Origin of the sequence: Shewanella sp. DNRA4, from assembly GCF_012843185.1 — a bacterium.
GTDB lineage: Bacteria > Pseudomonadota > Gammaproteobacteria > Enterobacterales > Shewanellaceae > Shewanella > Shewanella xiamenensis.
Map to the genome: position 1 here is coordinate 178,882 of NZ_JABAIP010000004.1, position 24,083 is coordinate 202,964.

19 protein-coding genes are annotated in these 24,083 nt (G+C 45.5%); 9 read left to right on the top strand and 10 right to left on the bottom strand.

Features of this window, described 5'->3' with window-relative positions; all coding sequences use genetic code 11:
* Window positions 1-138 precede the first annotated feature (138 nt).
* Together HG547_RS05980 and rlmJ are read left to right on the top strand one after the other, a co-directional pair.
* Window positions 139-2,403, top strand: a complete 2,265-nt coding sequence (locus HG547_RS05980; protein ID WP_169547294.1) for a GGDEF domain-containing phosphodiesterase — start codon at window positions 139-141, stop codon at window positions 2,401-2,403.
* Window positions 2,404-2,495: 92 nt separating this feature from the next.
* Window positions 2,496-3,341 carry a 23S rRNA (adenine(2030)-N(6))-methyltransferase RlmJ gene (rlmJ, locus tag HG547_RS05985; RefSeq protein WP_055648535.1) on the top strand — a complete coding sequence of 282 codons (846 nt, stop codon included), beginning with the start codon at window positions 2,496-2,498 and terminating at the stop codon, window positions 3,339-3,341.
* Window positions 3,342-3,452: 111 nt separating this feature from the next.
* Here the strand turns inward: rlmJ and HG547_RS05990 are convergent, their stop codons facing one another.
* From HG547_RS05990 to HG547_RS06000, 3 genes are read right to left on the bottom strand one after another with little or no spacing between them, the layout of a single operon-like run.
* Window positions 3,453-4,175: a lytic transglycosylase domain-containing protein gene (locus HG547_RS05990; protein WP_037423814.1), complete on the bottom strand. Its 723-nt coding sequence runs from the start codon at window positions 4,173-4,175 to the stop codon at window positions 3,453-3,455.
* A complete protein-coding gene (locus tag HG547_RS05995; RefSeq protein ID WP_169547295.1) occupies window positions 4,175-5,203 on the bottom strand; it encodes a DUF3137 domain-containing protein in 1,029 nt (342 codons plus the stop codon). Before HG547_RS05995 ends, HG547_RS05990 begins: the two co-directional genes overlap by 1 nt.
* A 48-nt stretch (window positions 5,204-5,251) precedes the next feature.
* Window positions 5,252-5,818, bottom strand: a complete 567-nt coding sequence (locus HG547_RS06000; RefSeq protein WP_037423819.1) for a LemA family protein — start codon at window positions 5,816-5,818, stop codon at window positions 5,252-5,254.
* Window positions 5,819-6,295: 477 nt separating this feature from the next.
* Here HG547_RS06000 and HG547_RS06005 point away from each other — a divergent pair, with 477 nt between their 5' ends.
* Window positions 6,296-7,903, top strand: coding sequence for an AbgT family transporter (locus HG547_RS06005; RefSeq protein ID WP_169547296.1), 1,608 nt, complete (start codon window positions 6,296-6,298; stop codon window positions 7,901-7,903).
* 82 nt (window positions 7,904-7,985) lie between these two features.
* Here HG547_RS06005 and HG547_RS06010 read toward each other — a convergent pair whose 3' ends face one another.
* The 4 genes from HG547_RS06010 to HG547_RS06025 form a co-directional block, all read right to left on the bottom strand.
* Window positions 7,986-8,306: a hypothetical protein gene (locus HG547_RS06010; RefSeq protein ID WP_348981357.1), complete on the bottom strand. Its 321-nt coding sequence runs from the start codon at window positions 8,304-8,306 to the stop codon at window positions 7,986-7,988.
* Between the two features lie 32 nt (window positions 8,307-8,338).
* Window positions 8,339-8,614, bottom strand: coding sequence for a hypothetical protein (locus HG547_RS06015; RefSeq protein WP_169547297.1), 276 nt, complete (start codon window positions 8,612-8,614; stop codon window positions 8,339-8,341).
* 134 nt (window positions 8,615-8,748) lie between these two features.
* A complete protein-coding gene (locus tag HG547_RS06020) occupies window positions 8,749-11,883 on the bottom strand; it encodes an efflux RND transporter permease subunit (protein ID WP_037423831.1) in 3,135 nt (1,044 codons plus the stop codon).
* 9 nt (window positions 11,884-11,892) lie between these two features.
* Window positions 11,893-13,041: an efflux RND transporter periplasmic adaptor subunit gene (locus HG547_RS06025; protein ID WP_037423834.1), complete on the bottom strand. Its 1,149-nt coding sequence runs from the start codon at window positions 13,039-13,041 to the stop codon at window positions 11,893-11,895.
* A 768-nt stretch (window positions 13,042-13,809) separates the two neighbouring features.
* On the opposite strand from HG547_RS06025, the gene HG547_RS06030 reads away from it, so the two are divergent.
* Window positions 13,810-14,556: a TorF family putative porin gene (locus HG547_RS06030; RefSeq protein ID WP_139122608.1), complete on the top strand. Its 747-nt coding sequence runs from the start codon at window positions 13,810-13,812 to the stop codon at window positions 14,554-14,556.
* 103 nt (window positions 14,557-14,659) lie between these two features.
* Here HG547_RS06030 and HG547_RS06035 read toward each other — a convergent pair whose 3' ends face one another.
* Window positions 14,660-15,349, bottom strand: a complete 690-nt coding sequence (locus HG547_RS06035; RefSeq protein WP_169547298.1) for a DNA-3-methyladenine glycosylase I — start codon at window positions 15,347-15,349, stop codon at window positions 14,660-14,662.
* Between the two features lie 206 nt (window positions 15,350-15,555).
* Here HG547_RS06035 and HG547_RS06040 point away from each other — a divergent pair, with 206 nt between their 5' ends.
* Complete coding sequence (locus tag HG547_RS06040) at window positions 15,556-16,203, top strand: glutathione S-transferase family protein (RefSeq protein ID WP_037423840.1); 648 nt, start codon at window positions 15,556-15,558, stop codon at window positions 16,201-16,203.
* Between the two features lie 12 nt (window positions 16,204-16,215).
* On the opposite strand, the gene HG547_RS06045 is transcribed toward HG547_RS06040, so the two are convergent.
* On the bottom strand, window positions 16,216-16,746 hold the full coding sequence (locus tag HG547_RS06045; protein ID WP_037423843.1) for a thioesterase family protein: 531 nt from the start codon (window positions 16,744-16,746) through the stop codon (window positions 16,216-16,218).
* 128 nt (window positions 16,747-16,874) lie between these two features.
* Window positions 16,875-18,914, bottom strand: a complete 2,040-nt coding sequence (gene prlC / locus HG547_RS06050; protein ID WP_169547299.1) for an oligopeptidase A — start codon at window positions 18,912-18,914, stop codon at window positions 16,875-16,877.
* A gap of 268 nt (window positions 18,915-19,182) precedes the next feature.
* On the opposite strand from prlC, the gene HG547_RS06055 reads away from it, so the two are divergent.
* The 4 genes from HG547_RS06055 (at window position 19,183) to HG547_RS06070 (ending at window position 23,940) form a co-directional block, all read left to right on the top strand.
* Window positions 19,183-19,968, top strand: coding sequence for a hypothetical protein (locus HG547_RS06055; protein ID WP_169547300.1), 786 nt, complete (start codon window positions 19,183-19,185; stop codon window positions 19,966-19,968).
* Window positions 19,969-20,068: 100 nt separating this feature from the next.
* Entirely contained in the window at window positions 20,069-20,599 is a 531-nt protein-coding gene (locus HG547_RS06060) for a hypothetical protein (RefSeq protein ID WP_169547301.1), read from the top strand.
* Between the two features lie 167 nt (window positions 20,600-20,766).
* Window positions 20,767-22,125: a glutathione-disulfide reductase gene (gene gorA, locus HG547_RS06065; protein WP_169547302.1), complete on the top strand. Its 1,359-nt coding sequence runs from the start codon at window positions 20,767-20,769 to the stop codon at window positions 22,123-22,125.
* Window positions 22,126-22,488: 363 nt separating this feature from the next.
* Entirely contained in the window at window positions 22,489-23,940 is a 1,452-nt protein-coding gene (locus HG547_RS06070) for a DUF2235 domain-containing protein (protein ID WP_169547303.1), read from the top strand.
* The last annotated feature ends 143 nt before the right edge of the window (window positions 23,941-24,083 follow it).

Here is a 24,083-nt window from a genome sequence, read left to right on the forward strand (position 1 = left end):
AAAACTCAAACATCAATCACAATGTAATCGACTGATTTATAATGGAAGAAATCTATTTATGTAACAAATTAGCGATTTATGTTATATGTTTTATTCCCAGTCAACCTTAGCGACTTCCGTATGGAATAAGGACATTTTTTGCTTAACTGGCTGAAAGGTTTTTTGTTTATCAGAGAGCAAGACTTTTTAAACCCTGATAGAACCATATTAAAAACCAGTTTATTGCGGATTATTTTGCTAAGTGGTGCAGTATTGACCACCAGCATAGTGCTGCACAGTTCATTGATTGCATATGAACTCAACCTCAGTTTTATTATTGGCATTACGGTCAGTTTTTTAACTGTGCTATTTCTTGCGCTATGGTTTACCCGTCGGTGTTTACTGGCGAGTTCAATCAGCTTGCTGGTCATGGTTGTTGCAGCCTGTTTGTCTATCTTGTTGTTTGTACCTAATTTCAATTTGTCGCAGGCGGGTATTACTTTTCTGTATACGCTGCCGCTGATGGCGCTTTTTCTGTTTGGCAGAAAAGTCGCCTGCTGGATGATGTGCTTCAATGTGTTGCCTTTTTTATTATTGCTGCGTAACCAAAACCTCCCGCCCCTTGTCGATGTGGATATTAGCCTGCCCGCAACTCACGCCTATCTAAACGGGTTACTGTTTATGTTTTTTAATATCTGTATCCCCTTATCGGCAATGCGGCTGTTAAAAACCCAAAAAATCCATGCACAACAGATGATTAAGCATCAAAAAGCACTGCAACATACCTTAGATCAATATGCTGAGATTTTTGAGAATAATGGCACAGCGTCTTTCTTCTGTAATGAGGATGGGGTGATTCTCAACCTAAATAATGCGGCAAAGAACATTGCTACCGATATCACACTCAATAGCACTCGCCTATGTGACATTTTTGATTTAACTGAAGATGCCAGCGTCAATTTACTCGCCGCGTCATTTCAGACCCGTTTAAAAAACAACCAAAGCAATCGATATCTCCTGCAAAAAGCCTCATTGGAGCACCACGATACCTTGTTATTTCACTGTCACGATATCACGGCGCAAACCAATCATGCGCTTGAATTAAGTCGACTTAAAAAGCACCATATCAGCACCCATTTTTATGATTTAGTCACGGGTTTACCCAACGAGAATCATTGGTATAACCCCGCTCCAAGCGTGACTCATCAAGCAATGACCGTCGCCTTAGTTAAGATAGATAATCTCAGTCAAATCAATGCCGCATTTGGGATCGGCGTTGGTGATGCTATTCTAAAAGCCTTTGCCATAGAACTGAAAGAACGTGTCGGCCATCAGGCCAAAATATACCGCTTTAGGGGCGCATCCTTTGCCCTAGAATTCACCGAACTACCGTTAATCTCCCCAGAGACGCTTGCACAACAATTACGGCAACGCATACCAACCAGTTTAAAACTGAAGCAAGAACAGCAAATTGAATATCATCTCGAATGTCGAATAGGTTGCTGTTCAGGTAATAAGTCCGCGCCGCAGCAAGCCGCCGAGCAATGCTTAATTGCCATCAAACAAACCACCCAAGCTAACCCTGTCATGGTGTATTACGTTGGTTTGATTAACAATTTACTTGAGGCCTCCTCGCAAGAAAGTAAAATCCGCGATGCGTTAAAACACAACCGTCTTGAAATGTGGTTACAGCCTAAAGTGATGGCTGATGGCCATATCATTAGCTTTGAAGCGCTCGCCAGAATGTTCGATAAAGACGGCACTATGATCATGCCAAGCACCTTTATCCCCATTATAGAGTCGTCACAATTACAGGCGATTTTTGCGATGAAAGTGCTTAGACAGTTACTCCAACTGATCCGCTCTTGGCCAAAAAATGTCCCTATGGTCAGGATAGCTTTCAACTTGTCAGGGCAAGATATACTGTCGGATCGCTTCTTTAAAGTCTTGATCCAAACCTATATGAATCATCCTGAACTCATCCCATTATTAGAAATTGAAATTACAGAAACTTCAGTATTTTCAACATATAAAGAAACTGGCAGACGTTTAAACACTCTTGCTCGTATGGGCGTATCCATTGCGATTGACGATTTTGGCACTGGCCATGCGTCACTAAGCCAGTTAATCGATATCAGTACCGACACCATTAAGATCGACCGTTACTTTGTGAGTCAGCTAGGTATTAGCGAGCGCCATACTCAAATTGTCAACGCCGCAATTTTATTAGCTAAAAGTTTAAATCTGAATGTCATTGCAGAGGGGATCGAAACCGAAACGCAATTAATGCAACTGACCGCACTAGGGTGTGAACAGTTTCAAGGTTACTTATTTGGTAAACCCGCCCCCGCTGGGCTTTGGCTAAAAACCTTCCAGATGCAAACCCCTTCACATTGGCTCACCCATAAAAAACGGGCGAAGTGAGGCATTAATTTTACGCCATAGGGCATCCTAGGTATAATTGCCGACATGCATTTGCCTCCCTTTGCTTTGTTTGCAAATAACTAGGATCCCCCATGTTAAGTTACCGTCACGGTTATCACGCTGGCAATTATGCCGATGTGCTGAAACACGCTATGTTGCTGCAAACCTTGCAGTTAATGCATAAAAAAGACAAACCGCTCGTGTATATCGACACCCATGCGGGTGCAGGCGGTTATGCGTTAACGGATGAGTTTGCCCAAAAGACAGGTGAATATCTCGACGGGGTGGCAAAACTGTGGGACAAAACCGATCTGCCCAAATCCTTGCAAGATTATATAGATGCGGTGCGTCATTTTAATGAAGACAATCCAGAAGAACTGAACTTTTACCCAGGTTCGCCAGCCTTTATCGATATGGATCTTGGGCCAAAGGATCGTATGCTGCTGCACGAGCTGCACGGTACCGATCATCTGCTACTGGATGAGTATTTCGAACAAGATAAGCAAGTTAAAGTGATTAAAGGCGATGGCTTAAAAGGGCTGATTGCCGCAGTACCGCCACTAGAGCGCCGCGCACTGGTACTTGTTGACCCCAGTTATGAGATTAAGACCGACTATCAAACAGTGGCCGACACGTTAATCAAGGCGCACAAACGCTTTGCCACGGGCGTATTTATGCTCTGGTATCCGGTAGTCAACCGCGCGCAAACAGAAGAAATGCTCTCCCGCTTAGCCACTAGCGGTATTAAGCGCCAACTACGTATAGAGCAAGCCATCAAGCCCGATTCTAACGAGTTTGGCATGACAGCCGCAGGACTATGGGTTATCAATCCACCTTGGCAACTGGATGAAATTGCAACCGAAGTGCTCGATTACTTAGGTAAAACCTTAGGCCAAGCAGATGGTCATGTCAGCGTAAAATGGGAAGTTGGCGAATAAGCTCAGCCAGATTGGCTTCAACATTATGAAGCTGCAACATAGCGCAGCGGATACTTTACTTGTCCCGCTGCGTTTGTTGTTAAAGCAGAATATCGATAGTTACAGCGAACCTTATACCTTAGTGCTGCGGTAACGCTTGAGCAGAATTTGCACCCGTTCTACGTAGGCTTGGGTTTCTGGATAGGGCGGAATACCGTTGTACTGAGTCACAGTTGTAGGCCCAGCATTATAGGCCGCACAGGCCAGCGCAATATCCCCATTAAACTGTTTTAGCATTTGCGCCAAATACTTACTGCCACCGAGAATATTCTCCTCTGGCAAAAAGGCATTAGTCACACCCATCTCTTTGGCGGTTTCGGGCATCAATTGCATTAACCCCATAGCCCCTGAGCGGGATATCGCTCTAGCATTAAATGCTGACTCAGCATGGATAACCGCACGGATAAGTGCAGGATCTAACCGATGTTTATGGGCCGCGCGGCTGATTAAACTCTCGTAATTACGGGTAAACAACCGAATACCATTCCAATCGATAGTCGAGTCTGGGCGACAAGCAAAGCAATCGTACAGTAGGATTTGGTAATCGCTGCTCGATGGCGCTTTATCGGTAAAAACTGTTACGCCATTGGCCTGTTGATATTGATAAACCTTAAATTTTTCTTGGCCTTCCGCGCTGACGATGCCACTGTCAGAATAGCGCGCCACAATGCGCGGCTTAGTCGGTTTGACCTCTTCGGCGAACACGGTTGCAAAGCTCCCCCAAGTTAACAATAAGCCGAGCCCATATAGCGCAATCGACTTAAGGTAAGTAGGTGGTTGGTGCATTGCTATCATCAAAGTCCCGTGTATTCGTTTAGTTTAAGTATTTCAATAATAGCAAAGAGTTGCTTCATCTCACGGTTTAACTGGCTAAATTCTGTCGAAAAATTCGCACTATCAAAGATAGAGCGCATTTGGAAGCGACTCCTACGATTGGGCAAAAATAGGATCAGCCGGTTGCGAAAGAAGGCACATTGGATATCACCAGCAAAGACCTTTGCCAGTTGCTGTAATCGCTCCATAAAAGCGGTGTTGAGCAAATAACGTGATTCAATTTGATCTGTTGAAAACACATCAAACTCTTTTTCAAACAAGGGGTCTTCTAGTCGCACTCTTTGCAACCCCGAATGACTGTCGGATAAGAAATTCGCTAATCCGCCACGATCCTTTAATACCACGGTATGGCCGATAAACTGCTTGTGACTACTGAGCTCGACCACAGTGCCGCGAAAACGGGTTTCAGTGCGGGTTACGGTTCTGCGTTTATTACCGTCCCACTCTTCCACTCGCACATCTTTGGTCAGGGTTAACTCATTGACGATTAGTTCTACGCCTTTGTATTGACCGTGAATATAGTCACCAAAACTCACCTTGTCGTAATGAGGTAAGACTTTTGCCGCCGAGAGCCGATTCATATCAAGGCGCATCTCGCGATTGTAGATAAAGTCTTCACCAAAATACTTAAACATGATGGGATAGATTTCTTGCTGCACTTGACGCGTAAACTGCCTTGTCGGGGTAAAACTCCAAAAACCTAATAACAGTAGTGCAATCATTGGTAGCGGAAACAACACCAGCCCACGGCTATGTCCCAATATCGTTAATAGTACGAGACCCGCAACAATCACTAAACTGAGATACAAGCGTTGACGTGTTGCCTTAAGGCTAGCTACACGCTTGGTTTCATAACGGGCAGCAAGCGGTGCAAGGTAGGAATCATAATACTGTTGCAGCGACTCCCTATCCGCAGGCTCTGCCGACAGTTTTACCGTCTGTCGCTGGGCCTTTATGGGACTGCCCAAGATAAAGGTGAGTATATTCATTGAGATCGTTATTTTACGGGGGTATTTTACCCCCGCAAATATTAAAGATTACAGATAATCTGCCGCGTCTATTGGTGCTTTAGATGCCTCACTGACTTCATAAAATGGCATCACTTTAATCTTAGCCATTGACGCAATAATCGACCCGGGAAAAATTTCAACGGCTGTATTTAACTCCGATACCGCTGAGTTATAGAAACGACGAGCCGCCGAAATATGTGCTTCGACCTCGTTATAGGTTTGCATGGCTTCAAGCATAGTGTTGTCGGACTTCAGCTCGGGATAGTTTTCAACATTAACCATCAAGGTAGCCATTTTGTCGTTTAATTGCTCGGCTTGTGCAATATGCTCTTTAACCGCATTGGGGTCAGTCTTGTTGTAATGACGGGTTAATTGCGTGCGTAGCTCAGTAATTTCAGTGAGCAATGACTTTTCATGATCCATAAATCGCTTGGCGATTTTGAGGATATTGGGCACGAGATCGGCGCGTTTAGCCAACTGCACATCGATCCCCGACAGAGCCTCAAGGGCGGTATTGCGTTTTTTGACTAGGCTGACATACCAAAGATAGGTCACGATAAAAATCAGCGCTAATCCCAGTAACAGTTTGTCCATCTTCCATCCTTAGTGTTTATTATTGTTTTTAATGGCTACAGCTAACCATAAATAAGCAAGAATTTCATCTAAAGCGTTAGCTAGTGCAATGAAATGTTATCTTTTACTGCACAGGTAAGAGCATCTGACCCAAGATTTTTTGTGACAAGATTAAACCCGAATTGATTGAAAACATTCAGCTTGGATACAGAAAAACTAAGCTATAGTTAATTTGCACAACGTTTAGAGCAACCTTTTTGCTCGTGAATACTGGACTCCCCGTGAGTCCATTTTTTTATCCAAAATCTGCCTACATACTGCTCTAGCCACATTTAAGTTTTATTTAAAGCACAAGCATCATACTTTTCGGCCAATTTTTTCACTTTTACCTTAGCGTTAATCTAATCACTTGAGCGAGAGGCTCCTCAGCCAAGTCACGCCGCATCGATTCAGCTCACGGATAAAAAATGCGCTAGCAAAGGTCGACAGAGGCAAGGCATGAGTTTGAAATCCAATCATATTCCCATAAAGACACCGCCCCCACATGACATCAGCTCAAGTGGCTGGTTTGTACGCTTTCTGAATATTGTCGAACGGTTAGGTAATTTATTGCCACACCCTATTACCCTGTTTGCTCTATTTTGTGTCGCTGTGATTCTGGTGTCTGGCATTGCTGGCTACTTTGAGTTGACGGTGGCCGATCCACGCCCCGAGGGCGCGCACGGCCGAGGTGCCGATGGACTTATCCATGTGGTCAGCCTGATGAATGCCGAAGGCTTGCGGATGATAGTGTCCAACTTGGTCACTAACTTTACCGGTTTTACTCCCTTGGGCACGGTTCTGGTTGCCCTACTGGGTGTGGGTATCGCCGAGCGTTCAGGACTATTATCCGCCGCCATGCGTGCACTCGTCATGGGTGCATCTAAGCGTTTAGTGACAGTGACTATCGTGTTTGCGGGAATTATGTCAAACACTGCGGCAGAGCTTGGGTATGTGGTATTAATTCCCATGGCGGCGATGATTTTTCATTCCTTAGGCCGTCATCCGTTAGCAGGCTTAGCCGCTGCATTTGCAGGAGTATCAGGGGGATACAGCGCAAATCTGCTGCTCGGTACTGTCGATCCACTGTTATCGGGCATAACTGAAGCTGCGGCGCGGATGATCGACCCCGACTACAACGTCGGCCCTGAGGTTAACTGGTACTTTATGTTTGTCTCGACCTTTGTGATCACTTTCCTCGGCGCCTTTGTAACCGAGAAAATTGTCGAGCCGAAACTGGGCAAGTATCAGGGCGATGATGCCGATGAAACCGTGCATCAATCCATGGGCAATGTCACTGAGCTGGAAAAACGCGGCCTCAAGTGGGCGGGGTTATCTATGCTGGTGCTAGCGGTGATCCTTGCGCTGTCAGTCGTGCCAGAGGGTGCGCCACTGCGCGATCCTAAAACCGGTCTGGTTTCGGGCTCACCCTTCCTCAAGGGTATTGTCGCCTTTATCTTTATCTGTTTTGCGATCCCGGGTTTTGTCTACGGCAAGGTCGTTGGCAGCATTAAAAACGATAAAGATGTTATCAATGCCATGTCGCACAGTATGAGTACAATGGGACTGTATATCGTACTGGTGTTCTTTGCGGCACAATTTGTGGCCTTCTTTAACTGGAGTAATCTCGGTGCCGTGTTAGCCGTGCTGGGCGCAGATGCCTTGCAATCCATAGGGTTAACTGGGCCAATCCTGTTCCTGTTTTTTATTATGCTGTGCGGTTTTATCAACCTAATGCTGGGCAGTGCTTCAGCACAGTGGGCCATTACCGCACCCATTTTTGTGCCCATGTTGATGTTGGTTGGCTATGCGCCAGAAACCATTCAAGCGGCCTACCGTATTGGGGATTCGGTAACTAACTTAATCACGCCAATGATGAGTTATTTCGGATTGATTTTAGCGGTGGCCTGTCGCTATCAGAAAAACCTCGGCATAGGCACACTGATCGCCACTATGTTGCCTTATACCTTAGTGTTCTTCATCGGCTGGACGGCGTTTTTCTTTCTGTGGGTATTCGGTTTTGGTTTACCAGTAGGGCCAGGGGCAGCAACTTACTATACGCCTTAGGCACGAGTGATGCCTGAATCGCTAGGTTTATTAAGGCGTCGCAGCTAGTCTCGGCGCCTTTTTCATGGACAGGTTTAACGGGCTAGTCGTACAACCATTCCATTAAAAAGCCACAAATCAGTAAGAAAACCCCAAAGTTAAACACCATCGTTTGTAATTTCGACTTAGGCGACTTATCGTCGGCTTGGGTCATGACCTGACTTAACGGTGTAAAAAACATATTGGGTTCGAGTCCCATGCCGATAAAAAATACTGCTACGGCAACACTACGGATGAGCTCGGGGACGACAAGCTTCTCAAGATAAAACTCATAGGCACCATAGGCCAAAATGCCAATAGCGATAGCATGGCAAATCATCGCTACGACAAGTTGCTTAGTGATAAGACTGCTCACCGATGACACGATTTTGCTCCTACGCCAGCGCTATGTATTGATTATGGACGAGATTTGCCGCGCAGTTTATCTCTTCTGTGATTTAACTGCATCCATAGCGTCCAGCCAAATAGCACGCCACTCGCGGGATAAATATATAGTGCGACTTTCATTGCCAGCCAAAATGGTGTCTCAGCGGTGAGGTATTGAAACCCCACCACCAAAAGTGACGTCACACTCCCCCAATACAGTACGCCAATCACCAAGATGAAATACCACTTTCCCTTTGCGAGAGATGCCTCTAATTTGATTAATTGATCCTTACTGACTGCAGACATCACCTGCTCCCTTTTTATCTTGACTCATTTAATATGCCCGAATTGATTCAAGGTAGCTATCCATCCTTGTAACGATAATATTTTTCGCCCAACAAAAAGCCCTGTAAATACAGGGCTTTGATTAGAACGTTAGATTACTCCGCCGATGTTGGCTTTTCGTCTTTCGCTTTTCTCTCTCGTTTACTAAAGATCCGCTCAACAATAACGAAGAACAGTGGCACGAAGAAGATACCTAAGAACGTCGAACTCATCATACCGCCAAGTACACCTGTACCGATGGCATTCTGGCTACCTGAACCTACACCCGTACTAATGGCTAACGGCACAACCCCCAAACCAAACGCGAGCGATGTCATCAGAATCGGACGCAAACGCACACGTACAGCATGTAACGTCGCTTCAACCAGACCCGCCCCTTTCTCGTAGAACTCTTTCGCAAATTCCACAATCAAGATGGCGTTCTTGGTTGCCAAGCCAACGGTCGTCAGCAGACCTACTTGGAAGAACACGTCGTTTGGCAAGCCACGGCCATTCATCGCCAGCAGGGCACCGATAATACCTAGCGGAACCACTAGGATTACCGCAAACGGAACTGACCAACTCTCATACAGTGCAGCCAATACGAGGAATACCACCAGAATCGACAACGCATATAGCGCAGGCGCTTGGTTACCCGATAAACGCTCCTCATAGGATAAGCCGTTCCACTCGATGCCAAAGCCCGGTGGTAACTGTTTAACTAGGTCTTCCATAATATTCATGGCCGCACCAGTACTAAAGCCAGGTGCTGTCGCGCCTTGAATATTCACCGCAGGTAAACCGTTAAAACGTTCTAGACGTGGTGAGCCGTATTCCCAAGAACCTGTCGCAAAGGCTGAAAACGGCACCATATCGCCCTTGTTGTTACGCACATACCAAGTGTCTAGGTCTTCTGGCTGCATACGGTATTGAGCATCACCTTGCACAAATACCTTTTTAACACGGCCTCGGTCGATAAAGTCGTTAACATAAGAACCACCCCAAGCTGTTGCCAACACATTGTTAACGTTAGCAATCTCAACGCCTAATGCGCTCAACTTAGCATGATCAATGTGCAATTGATAAATTGGCGCATCTTCCTGACCATTAGGGCGAACCCCCACAAGGTTTGGATTTTGAGCTGCCATACCCAGCAATTGATTACGCGCCGCCACTAACTTATCGTGACCTTGGCCGTTTTTATCTTGCAGGTACATATCGAAACCATTGGCCGTACCCAACTCGATGACCGCTGGCGGTACGAAGGCGAATACGAAGGCTTCTTTCATTTGGCTGAATACACCCATAGCGCGGCCCGCAATGGATTGAACATCCATACCTGGCGCTTCACGCTCTGACCAATCCTTCAAACCAACGAAGGCAATACCCATGTTCTGGCCTTGACCCGCAAAACTGAAGCCCGCAACACTAAATACCGACCTTACGCCTTCTTCAGCCATAAAGTGATCAGAGACTTTCTCTAACACTTTCATGGTGCTTTCTTGGGTAGAGTTGGTTGGCAAAATTGCCTGCGTGAACAAGATACCTTGGTCTTCGTCTGGTAAGAATGCCGTTGGCATGCGCATGAAAATCCAGCCCACTGCCACCACTAATGCAGCGTAAATCATCATGACCCTGAAGCCACGCTTCACAATACCAGCCACGCTCGATTCGTAACGGTTCGTTAAGCGATCGAAACCACGGTTAAACCAACCGAAGAAACCCGTTTCGATATGGCCATGACCCTTCTTCAACGGTTTGAGCATAGTCGCACAGAGTGCGGGGGTTAAAATCAAGGCCACCAGCACAGACAGCGCCATCGCAGAAACGATAGTGATCGAGAACTGACGGTAAATTACCCCAGTAGAACCCGACATAAACGCCATAGGTACGAATACCGCAGACAAGGTCAGACCGATACCGACTAACGCGCCAGTAATTTGATCCATCGACTTACGGGTCGCTTCGAGTGGACTTAAGCCCTCTTCGGCCATCACCCGCTCAACGTTTTCAACCACCACAATCGCGTCGTCCACGAGTAGACCAATCGCCAGTACCATTGCAAACATGGTGAGGGTGTTGATGGAGAAGCCCGTTGCCGACAGAATCGCAAAGGTACCCAGCAATACCACAGGTACTGCAATCGTTGGAATTAAAGTCGCACGGAAGTTCTGCAGGAAGAGATACATGATGACGAACACCAGTACGATCGCTTCAAGCAGAGTGTGGACTACGCCTTCAATCGATTTATCAACGAATGGTGTTGTATCGTAGGGGTAAACCACATCTAACCCAGCAGGGAAGAAGGGACGCAACTCTTCCACTTTAGCGCGAACCGCTGCCGCCGTATCTAAGGCGTTAGCACCGGTTGCCAGCTTAATCGCAATACCCGAGGCTGGTTTACCGTTATACAGAGACTCTACGGCATAACTTTCTGAACCCAACTCGACACGTGCCACATCACCCAAGAACACGTTCGCACCCGACGTATCGGATTTAAGAATAATCTTGCGGAATTGTTCTGGCGTTTGCAGACGACTCTGTGCCGATACGGTCGCGTTTAGCTCTTGTCCTGGCAGTGATGGCGTACCACCGAGTTGACCAGCAGATACCTGTGCGTTTTGCGCGCGGATAGCACTCACCACATCTAAGCTAGTGAGGTTATATTGAGTCAGTTTCAGCGGGTCTAACCATATACGCATCGCGTACTGAGCACCGAAAATCTGAATTTCACCCACGCCCGGTACACGGCTCATAGGATCTTGGATGTTAGCGCCCACATAGTCGGCGATGTCACCCTTGTCCAAAGAACCGTCGGTCGATACGAAGCCCAATACCATCAGGAAGCCAGAGCTTGACTTGTTAACGTTAACCCCTTGAGATTGCACCTCTTGTGGTAACAAGGTCATTGCGCCCTGTAACTTGTTTTGTACCTGAACCTGCGCGATATCCGGATCAGCCTCAGCGTTAAAGGTTAAGGTAATCGATGCGTTACCAAAGCTATCACTGGTTGAAGCGATATAACGTAGGTGGTCGATACCCTTCATACGTTGCTCAATCACCTGAGTTACTGAGTCTTCAACGATTTTGGCCGATGCACCTGGATAGTTCGCACTGATCACTACTGTCGGTGGCGCAATACTGGGGTACTGCGAGACTGGCAGGGATCGGATCGATAAAATCCCCGCCAACATAATGATTAAGGCGATCACCCACGCAAAGATGGGACGATCAATAAAAAAACGTGCCATAGCTATGCCCTATTTTGCTTGGGTTTCAGAAATAACTTTGGTGGTGACTGGTGCACCTGGACGGATCTTTTGTAATCCTTCCACAATCAACTTATCGCCCGCTTCTAAACCAGCAGTAATACGCCATTGATTGTCGATAACTTCCGCTGTGGTAACAATTTTTGCTTCCACTAGACCTTGATCGTTCACCACCATCGCCACGGCCTGACCCTTAGCGTTACGGGTAATGGCTTTTTGCGGCACTAGGATGGCTTGAGGATCGGTACCGGTATTCAATACAGCACGAACATACATGCCAGGCAGTAAGATGCCATCTGGGTTAGGGAACTCGGCGCGTAGGATCACTGAGCCGGTATTTTCATCCACGCTCACTTCTGCAAATTGCAGCTTACCGTTGTGACCATAAATCGTGCCGTCTTCTAAGACTAGCTGCACGTCAGCGTTATCCGCCGCCTGCAGCTTACCTTGCTTCAGCTTGGCTTTTAGGCGTAACAGCTGAGCACTCGATTGAGCGATATCCACATTGATAGGATCAAGCTGTTGAATGGTTGCCAGAGTTTGGCTTTGGTTAGCCGTTACTAGCGCACCCGCTGTTACACTCGACTTACCGATACGGCCTGAAATCGGCGCTAATACTTCAGTGTATTGAAGATTGATTTTCGCAGTATTAATCGCCGCTTCCGCCACAGTCACACTGGCCAGCGCTTCTTTGTAAGCGGCTTCGGCTTCGTCGAAATCTTGTTTACTGATCGCGTTAGTTTTAACTAACTGCTGATAACGAGCCGCTTTTGCCTTGGCAGAAGCAAGGCTTGCATTTGCTCGAGCTAAGTCAGCATTTGCACTGACAAGTGCGGCTTTATAAGGCGCAGAATCAATTTGATAAAGAGATTCGCCTTGCTTCACATTGCCGCCTTCGACAAAGCTACGCTTAGTGATAATGCCATTCACTTGAGGACGAACTTCGGCTTCAAGAAATGCCTTGCTACGACCCGGTAACTCGACTTGGATAACCTGTGGCTTAGCTTCCACTTTAATTATCCCAACTTCCATGCTCTGCGGCCCCGCGCCGCCATGAGCGGCTTTATCCTCTTGAGGGCTACAAGCTGCCATCCACAACGCCACGCTGATTACTGAGGCAAGTTTAATTGTCTGCCGCATGAGAACTCCTTTAAATTTTAACGCCACCGTGTTCACACAATATGGATGATTTCACGGCCATAATTATAACTAAAATCAAAGCTATTACTTATCGTATACCCTATAAGGATCAACAAGAAAGATAAACAAACAAAAGTGTAAACTAATGAAAATATTCACACCTTTGCCAATACCTTATTAGTAGAATTGTTATCCTATTTAAGAAGTATGTTAACTGTAGATAAGATTGTTAGCGTTATACGATACAAAGCACTTATTCAGCCTACTCTATATCAAAAATGTTGCAAACATGTTTGGCGACACAAATGTTTATACTCGATTAACCTGAGTAAACATTTATTTGATACAGCTAGGGCATATTAGCACAAGCTTTTACATAAGGTTTTGTGCATATATAACCCTTGTGTGGTCATATTGGATCAAGCATGGAATGACCATACCTTGCTATCCGAATGCATACTATTGCTACGTAAATCCTTGTTACAAATGGGTCAGGGAAACGAATAGATATTCAAACCTTTGGACGCGACATTTTATGACCAAGCGTTGTATAGCGCAAATTGGATATTACATTTTGCACCCCATTTAATGAAACTCAGCTTCCCAAAAAAATGCAGTTTTATAAATTACGCTTTTATTGACCCTGTTATTTCGCTGCTTATTCACATTCATTCATATCTTTTCGTTATTGGTTCATCCCAGGCTGCACCGCTATTAACAATTTATTTTTACGATATAGGTGCGCTAACAATTTCCAATCACTTTGAGATGATGATTATGAAGATTCGTACTAAATTGCTGCTCACTGGGGCGTTACTTTCTTTGGCGGCCAGCTCCCACGCTGCTGAAGATAATCAACTCTTTGGTGGCACCCTTAACGGCAATGTTAATTTTGCTTCGGACTATGTGTTTCGTGGTGAATCCGAGACCTTAGACGGCGATATTCCGGTCGTCCAAGGCACATTAAGTTGGAACCACAATCAAGGCTGGTATGCTGGGGTATTTAGCTCCAACATTAAGTTTGCAGACCCAAACTTAGAAATTGTTACCGCGCCTTTTATTGGTAAAGCGGGAGAGTTTGGCGATTCTGGCTTTACCTATGATGTCATGCTGTTTTCATACCTTTACCCCGGTGCTTCCTATTCCAACTACACCGAATTATGGCTAAAAGTGGGTAAACAATTCGGTCGAGCCAATCTGCAACTCGAAGTCACCCCAACGGTGGATGACTGGTTTGGTGTCGATGGCTGGCACGGGGTGAACTACGCTCTACACCCAAGCTATAGCTTTGACAACGGTGTAAAAATCTCAGCATCTGTGGGTTATCAAGACCTAACGGGTGATGGCGCCGAAGGTTGGGGCCACTGGAACATAGGTTTAAGCAAAGCCTATTACGGCCTTAACTTCGATTTACGCTACCACGGCAGCACTGTCGACACTGACCATAAAGTCTATGGTACACAAACTGAAATCTTCGATGACAGAGTCGTCATTGGGATCAGTAAAAGTTTCTAATCCTGTTTTTTGCTTATACGTTCATCCCGCTGCTTCCCTGCAGTACTCCAATTGCTTGAAATATCGAGCCTTGACCAGCCAAATTTGGCTGGTCTTTTTTTATCTAAATACGATTATCACCCACGCTACAGGCTAACACCCGGCTGATATCCGCAAGACAACGGCCCGATTCCTGCTGCCATTGATTGAACAGGGCCTGTACCTGTTTTAACGCCGTTTGCGAGCTAAAGCCGACATCTACCAGCTTGTGCGCTTTAAAATAGCCTTGCACATCATCGGTTAACAAAAAGGTATCCTTACCGATTGCGCGCAAAAAATACGGCCCGGTATTGCCACCGAGACGAGCGCCGCGCTTCTTTAAGAGCGCCCAAAGCCCGACGATATCTTCGGTCGGCCAGTCGGCAATCAGCTTAGCCAAGCTGCCATGTTCGCGGGCAATATCATGGATCATCAAAGCATTATCATAAATTGCTTGGGTTTTCTTTAGGTGGCGAATCAAGGTCGCATCCGCAGCGCGAGATTGGATCTGCTCGGGTGACAACATTAATACCTTCTCGGGCACAAAATGAAAGAAGGATTTTTCGTAAGCAGGCCATTTATTATCGACCACGCGCCAGACAAAACCACTCTGGAACACTTGTCGGCTCATGGCAGAAAGCAGCGTAGCATCATCGTATTGACGAATTTCAGCACTCGTTAGGCACCCAGGAAGTAAGGCTTCGAGTCCCTTTTTACCGCCTTTGCGCTCACTCGCTCTGGCATAGATGGATGAGAAACTTTCTAATTGGCTCATGCTGTTACCTTTGATTATCGATATTTCACTAGCGTTTCTAGGCGTTAATAGTACCGAATTTGAGCCCACGGGGATCATTCCGTATGGAAAACCTGTTTTACGTCCATTTCTGGCCCTTTGAAGAAATTCCCACTGCACGCATGTTGATACCGACTAAAGTTAAGGCGTAGAGTCAAAAAAATGCAGTGGTTATGGGGTCGGTACCTATGGAGCTTTTCTATCATCCGTTATCACGATATTCACAGAAAGTATTAATTGCTCTCTATGAGAAACAAGCGAACTTTTATCCGCGGATCACTGATTTACGCGACCCACTGGCACGCAAGGCCTTCCAGCAATTTTATCCTCCTGGCAAACTGCCATTGCTCAAAACGCAAGAAGGCCAACTGATCCCCGAATCCAGCATTATTATTGAATACTTAGACAGGCATTTTCAAAACGGTACAGAGTTATTACCCGCGGAGGCTGAACGGAATTTGGCGGTGCGCCTATTCGATCGCATTATTGATTTTGATATCAATAACCCACTATTCCAATTAGAAAAATTAAAGTATGCCCCTGATGGGCATGAGTTCGAAATCAAGCAGATTGAAAAACAAATGCTTACCCAATTTCAACGCTTAGATAGCCATCTTAGTCAAAATCATTGGGTGTGTGGCGACAGTTTTACCTTAGCCGACTGTGCACTGATCCCCTGCTTAAGCTACAGCTTTGCTCACTTAAACCTATTGGATTTAGATGAGTTAGTCCGTTATTGGCAACAGGCGCAGCTTCGCGGCGCCTGGACACTCGTGCTTGAAGAAGTGCTACTAGCCGAAATGGAAGAAGACACTGGGATTAGGAGTATTCCCTAGTACCAGCGCGTCCTAAAGATTGCGCTCTTTCTTTAATTGTAAAAATGCTTTCCATTTCACGACTTCGGGCGGTAACTCAGGAGCCGGATCGGTATAGCCTGCTTCTTTAACTAATACCTCTAAAGGCACTTGCTTACCTTTACACACAAACACACCACGCACATGCACTATACAATGCAGGCCGCGCTCACTGATAAAGCGTTGTTCAATATAGAAATATTTTTCATCCCAGCCCACGACCTTGGTTTCAATCTCAAACTTTTTTAAGGGCTTGATATCGCGGATATAGGTAAATTCGGCGGCGTTAACAATTGGCATCCATTTTAATTTGAGGAAACGCTTCAGCAACCCCATTTCGGCCAACATATAGGTGCGGGCCAGATCCATAAACGCTGGGTAACGGGAGTTAGTGAGATGGAAATTGATATCGCAATCACTGGGCAACGCGCGATAAGTAATGCGGCTCGTCCCCAAAAAATCAATCTTACGGCAATGGCGCGTGCGCCAAAATAACAACCAAAACAAACGGAAATACAGATTCATATGCAGTCGCCCTAAAAAGAAGAGCCACAGGCTAACAGAGGTCATACCAGAGGGCAAGCGAGATCTAGCTCACAAAAAAGGCGCCATTCGGCGCCTTTTTATGCTCAAGCACAGCTATTTAGTATGGCTTAAGCGGCAATCCCAGAGTGGCGCAGCAGCGCATCAATACTCGGCTCGCGTCCCATAAACTGTTTGAACAAGTCCATAGGCTCAGCAGAACCGCCCATTTCGAGGATGTTGTGCAGGAAGCTACGGCCCGTATCAGGATTGAAGATACCCTCCTCTTCGAAGCGAGAAAACGCATCCGCCGACAGCACTTCGGCCCACTTGTAGCTGTAATAACCCGCAGCATAGCCGCCGGCAAAAATATGCGCAAAACCATGTTGGAAACGGTTAAATGCTGGCGGAATTAACACGGCCACCTGACGACGCACTTCGTCCAAGGTCTGCTGAATACGCGCGCCTTTTGCAGGGTCGTATTCGTGGTGCAGTCTAAAATCGAACAGTGAAAACTCGAGCTGGCGCAACATCATCATGCCGGATTGGAAGTTTTTCGCCGCTAACATCTTGTCTAGCATCGCTTTTGGTAAAGGTTCACCGGTTTCGTAGTGACCGGAGATCTCCGCTAAGGCTTCTTCTTGCCAGCACCAGTTTTCCATAAATTGGCTAGGTAATTCGACCGCGTCCCATGGCACACCGTTGATACCAGACACGCCAGCAACATCGATTTTGGTCAGCATATGGTGAATGCCATGGCCAAACTCATGGAATAAAGTCGTCACTTCATCGTGGGTGAAAAGCGCAGGCTTACCATCCACAGGGCCATTAAAGTTACAAGTGAGGTAGGCAACCGGTTTCTGTAAGCCATTGGCGGTTTGACGGCGCACGCGGCAGTCATCCATCCAAGCGCCGCCGCGTTTACCAGTGCGGGCGTATAAGTCTAAATAGAAACTGCCTCTGTGCTCGCCCGTTTCGTCAAAAATATCAAAGAAACGCACGTCTTTATGCCAACGGTCAAACTCGGTTTGCTCAACAATCTTTAAGCCAAATAAGCGTGAGACAGTGTAAAATAAGCCAGATAGCACTTTATCTTCAGGGAAGTAAGGGCGCAGCAACTCTTGGGAAATCTCATACTTATGTTGCTGTAACTTCTCAGCGTAGAAACTTAAGTCCCAAGAAGCCATCTCGCTCACACCATAATGCTCCAGTGCAAAGGCTTTTAACTCGGCTAATTCGGCCTTGGCTTGATCCTTTGAACGCAGCGCCAATTCATTTAAGAATGCCATCACCTGCGCTGGCGTTTCAGCCATTTTGGTGGCGAGGGATTTTTCGGCAAAACTATCAAAGCCTAATAACTGTGCCAACTCGTGGCGCAGTGCGAGGATTTCATCCATCAAGGGACCATTATCGAATTCGCCCGCATTTGGACCTTGATCCGAGGCCCGAGTCACGAAGGCGCGATAACACTCTTCACGCAAGTTGCGGTTTTCGCTGTAGGTCATCACAGGTAAATAGGAAGGAAAATCTAAGGTAAATAGCCAGCCCTCTAATTCGCGGGCCTCGGCCATCGCTTTTGCGGCCGCTTTAGCTGAATCGGGCAAGCCAGCGAGTTCTGCCTCATCGGTAATTAACTTAGTCCAGGCTTGGGTTGCATCGAGCAGTTGATTGGAAAAGCCGCTGGTAAGTTCAGAAAGACGCTTAACGATTTCACCATAACGCAGTTTTTGCGCATCGTCTAAGCCGATACCCGAAAGCTCGAAGTCCCGTAAGCTGTGCTCAATCACCATCTGTTGTGCTTGGCTTAATTGAGCAAACTCTGCCGATGCACGCAGTGATTTGTAGGCCTCGTATAACCCTTGGTGTTGGCCAACGTAAGTGCCGTATTCGGATAACAGTGGCAAACAAGCATCATGGGCCGCGCGCCATTCATCTGTGCTCACCACTGAGTTCATATGGGAAACGGGTGACCAAATCTGGCTTAACTCATCATCCACTTGCTCCAGCGGGGCGACTAAGTTATCCCACGTAAAAGGCCCAGGGTTTTGCAGCACTTCATCAATCTTGGCACGACACTGAGCAATGGCTTGCTCAACGGCAACTTGAATATGTTCAGGTTTAATCTGTGAAAAAAGCGGTAATGCAGCGCCGTTAAGCAAAGGGTTGCTCATAATGATTCCTCTACAATCTGTGTAGCTAATAAATAAGGGCTTATGTTCAATTTATCAAGGCGAGAAAACCGATTGCTATCTTCGTTTGTAGGCCTAACGCCATTTCATCAATAAAAAAGTGAACCAGCTCTCAATTAGGATTTACACTAAATTTACCCTTTGAATCTTGATAGTTTGATCGCAAATCAAATCCATTCTCATTAACGCTTATATGTATATAGGCTAACATCTGTGCATATTCTATATTTTCAATTAGATTGGCTTATTTATGGCTGCATCAGTTAAATCCATCATTAGCGCCGTAGGCGCCATTAGCTTAGTTTGCTTTAGCCATCCATGTTTGGCCAACGAGAGCTTGGCGCAAACCGAAGGGATATTAAACAGCAAATTATCTGCGGCTAACGTGCCTTTAACTGCTAACATCGATTTAGGCTGGGATAGCAAGTATGTTTCGCAGGGGCGCAATAACTTGGCTAAAGGCGGTATTTATTGGATGAATACCAGTATTCAATACGGCAATCTCACCACCTATGCCCTCGTTGGCCGTGGTGATAGCCAAGCCTATACTGAGTGGAATATTGGCCTAGAATACGCTTTGGATTTAAGTGAACATTTAGAAGCGAATCTTGGCTATCAACGTATTGAAGGCTATAGCAGTAGCCGCTGTCAGGATAACGAACTGTTTGCTGAATTGGCTTACACCACCAAGCCTTGGCTAGTGCCTTCCGTGAGTTATGTCTACTCCACCGAGGCGGCGGGCTATTTTGTGGAACTGAGCCTACACAGCTATTGGCAAGTAACAGAGCAATTCACACTCTCCCCCTACGTAACACAAGGCGTTGATTTTAAATATCGAACAGAAGAGCACAATGGTAGAAATCATCTCCAGTTTGGGCTAGAAGCAAGCTATAACCTTACCGAGAATATGAATATTAGTGGCCATATTAGCCACAGTATTGCGCTGGCAGATATAGAGCAAGAAGCCGCCACGAATGGCGACTTTAGCTCACAGGATCAAACCTATGCGGGCATCCACTTCAATATCAGCTTCTAAGCGTTACTCGGCCTAACTCCCTTCGGCTTGGCAAACCATTCCCGCCCAAACTACACTCAAGATGTCGATGGAACGACCTTGATTTAGCGAGGCACAGGGAATGTTGGCTCATCAGTTTAAAATACTCACGAACACATTTATTACACTAGCATTTTGTACTCTGCCATCCTTAGCGGCACCCGAGAGCGAGCCTGAATTAGTATTAGAATCTCTGTCAAAAAGTAGCACGACTGACTCACTACCACTGGGGACTCTGCTCGACAGTCAAGGTAAACCGCTGCCCATTCCCGCAGAGCAAAGCGCTTTGGATTATTCGCCTCCCACCGTCAATGTTGACAATACGTCCCCAAAAACAAAGACCAACAAGACGCAATCCACTAAGACTAAAAATAAAAAATTGAGTCGCAAGCAACAACTCGCCAGCAGAGATAAAGTCGCTAACGATCCTAGTTGCCGTTGGCTTGATGCGCGCATGTCACAGCTCGAAACCCAGATCGGCAATAAGCGAGAGCAAGCCGCCGACTACCATAGCGATGAGCTCAGTGCCCGTCAGCAGGAGTGGCAATGCCTCAAATGCGGCGCAGAAGGGCCAAACCAAGACGATCACTATCGCTGCCAATATCGCCGTTAAGCTTGAGCTAACCGCCCAAAGATAAAGTAGGTGCTTTGCTGAGATTTTTTGCGGCAAAACAAGGTCTATACCAAAGCAACCTAATGGGCTGGTCTGCAAACCCATTCCAACCTACAATGACCTTCTGCTAATAAGCACCTCATTCTTAGAGTTAGACGGAGAAACTCATGGCTCAACATTTTGACTATATCTGCCTAGGCGCAGGCAGCGGCGGTATCGCCTCAGCTAACCGAGCTGCCATGCGTGGCGCTAAAGTTCTACTCATCGAAGCAAAACATGTTGGCGGCACCTGCGTAAACGTCGGCTGCGTACCCAAAAAAGTCATGTGGTATGGTGCGCATATCGCCGAAGCCATGAACCTCTACGCCAAAGATTATGGATTTGATGTTTCAGTCAACAAATTCGACTGGAACACCTTAGTAAACAGCCGCGAAGCCTATATTGGTCGCATCCACGAGGCCTACGGTCGCGGCTTTACCAATAACAAAGTCACCCTGCTCAATGGCTATGGCCGTTTCGTTAATGGCAACACGATTGAAGTAAATGGCGAACACTACACGGCTGACCATATCCTGATCGCCACTGGCGGCTCGCCAACTATCCCTAACATTCCGGGTGCGGAATACGGTATTGATTCAGATGGTTTCTTCGCCCTGCGCGAACAACCTAAACGTGTAGCTGTAGTTGGCGCTGGCTATATCGCCGTTGAAGTCGCGGGCGTTTTACATGCACTTGGCAGTGAGACTCACCTGTTTGTGCGTAAACATGCGCCGCTGCGTAACTTCGATCCTATGCTAATCGATGCCCTCGTCGATGCCATGAAGACCGAAGGCCCAACCCTGCACACTAACAGCATCCCACAATCTGTAGTCAAAAATGCCGACGACAGCCTGACTCTGAATCTGGAGAATGGCGAAAGCGTGACCGTCGATTGCCTGATTTGGGCCATTGGCCGTTCACCCGCGACGGGCAATATCGGTTTAGAAAACACCGAGGTGCAACTGGATAGCAAAGGTTATGTGATTACCGACGCACAGCAAAATACCACCCACAAAGGCATTTATTGCGTGGGCGATATTATGGCGGGCGGCGTGGAACTGACTCCCGTTGCGGTTAAGGCAGGTCGCTTACTCTCTGAGCGCCTATTCAACGGCATGAGCGATGCCAAAATGGATTACAGCCAAATCCCAACCGTGGTCTTTAGCCATCCTCCGATTGGCACTATGGGCTTAACCGAGCCAGAAGCCCGCGCGCAATATGGTGAGGATAATGTGAAGGTTTACACCTCCACCTTCACCTCCATGTATACCGCCGTCACTAGCTATCGCCAAGCCTGTAAGATGAAACTGGTCTGCGCCGGTAAAGAAGAGAAAGTCGTGGGTATTCATGGCATTGGTTTTGGTATGGACGAAATTCTCCAAGGGTTTGGTGTCGCCATGAAAATGGGCGCCACCAAAGCCGATTTCGATGCCGTTGTCGCCATCCACCCCACTGGTGCTGAGGAATTTGTTACTATGAGGGGTTAATGTAGAAAACCCACCTACACACGTTTTTTCTGTAGAAAAACCTAGCAAGGCCAGAATTATTTCTGGCCTTGTATCTCATGGTGTTTATTTCGATATCTCACATCAACATGATTGCCTAAAGATGGAAGTTCACTTAAAATTCTTCTGACTGCATATTGTATGAATGATAAGGTAGATATTTTCTATACATACGATATGTGCCAGATTTTATTTATTTTTTCTTTATAATTCAACCACACCAATTAACATTTTACTTTATACACCAATTAAAACATGGACTAGCATCATTTGATGTGAAATTATTTATCTGCAGATTAAATTCATACTTAAGAATCAGTGATATGATAATGAAATTCAGGACTTATGATGCATAATACTTATAAAAAAATTCCTCCGATTTTATACGCGCTCATATTTATAATTTTTTTTACATCGTGCTCAAACTTCATTTCAGGCGAAACACCATTGCCTTTGCCTTATGAAGAAAGAGAGTTTATTAAATTATCTAAGCTAGTATCATCAATCCCTAATATTACCTATTCAACCGGTGAGAGAAACATAAAATTCTATGTAGTAGCTTTCGATGGAACGCAAAATAATCAGTACGATTTTGATAAAAATTCAGAACGCGAAACTATTGTAGCCTACTTGTACAACTTCCTCAAAAAAAAAGACTATCTGGGACAGTATTATATCGGGCCTGGATACAAAGACATTATAGATTCTGCGCTGTGTACTACATGCGTAAGTAAGGCTGAGACAGCAATTACAGATATAAAAGAGAAGATATCAAATGAATGGGGAGGCATCCCGAATCTTGAAGTTAGAGTTATTGTCTTAGGCTTTAGTAGAGGTGCAGCAATTGGAAGACACTTTATGAATTTATTAGATGAAAATTTCCAAACAAGCCTATTAGCATCTATAACGTCTACAGAGCCTTTAGTTAGAACTACCGCAATAATGTTCGATACAGTTCCGACAAATGTATCAGATAAACTTCAATTATCTATCTCAGAATCTACTGACTACTTTATACATATAATAGCAAAAAATGAAAGACGAGACTTATTTTATGGTGTAAAAGATTATGATCCCAACTTCATTACACTACCCATTATATATGATGAAACTAAATTTCACACATGTTCAAAAAGTGAAGTAAAGTCATCAAGTAGACTTTTTCAAATCGAACTACCTGGTTCCCACTCAGATATAGGCTCCTCATATAAAAATGGCATTGGAACGCTTTATCGTAATTATGGGTTGTTTATACTCTCCAGCCTTGGATTAACCCATGAAAATAAATTTCATATCGAAGAGTCATTTTATTCACAAGGATATCATGATTCTCGAGGATATATTGATATAACTAAATCAGCAATTTTTGGAGAGAGGCCAATTAGAAAGTATATAAATATATATTCAAAACCACTAATGCCAGAAGAGATAGTACTATTGAATGAAAGATTGAACTCTATGTATCTTTCTTCCGCACATAGTTTCATCACTGACACAAAAGAAATACGGCCTATTGTTTTTGATGTATTTAAGGAAAATAATGAATTAACAATTATAGATAATCATAGTGGCATTAAAAGAAGTGACATTAGCTACAGTTATGAAAATGCTTCACATACAATTAAATATCGCTTCAATGATTCAAATAAAGCATCATTAGTAACGATCCATAAAAATATTTGGGAGCAAATTCCAAACAATGAAATGTCAAGAATTGAAATCATTTTGCTAAAGAATGACAACGTCAACAACCTGTATTTTTACATAAACTGCAAACGTGCACTCGAATATCACTGAGATCTAATAATGATTATTAAATAATCATCATTAGATCTCACCCCAAAGAGCCCACTGTAAACGATAAACCTCATTTGCAAGCGCTCAAGCTGCCCAAATTGGTACATTACAGGCCTTAGGATCTCGATAGCAGTAGTAGATAC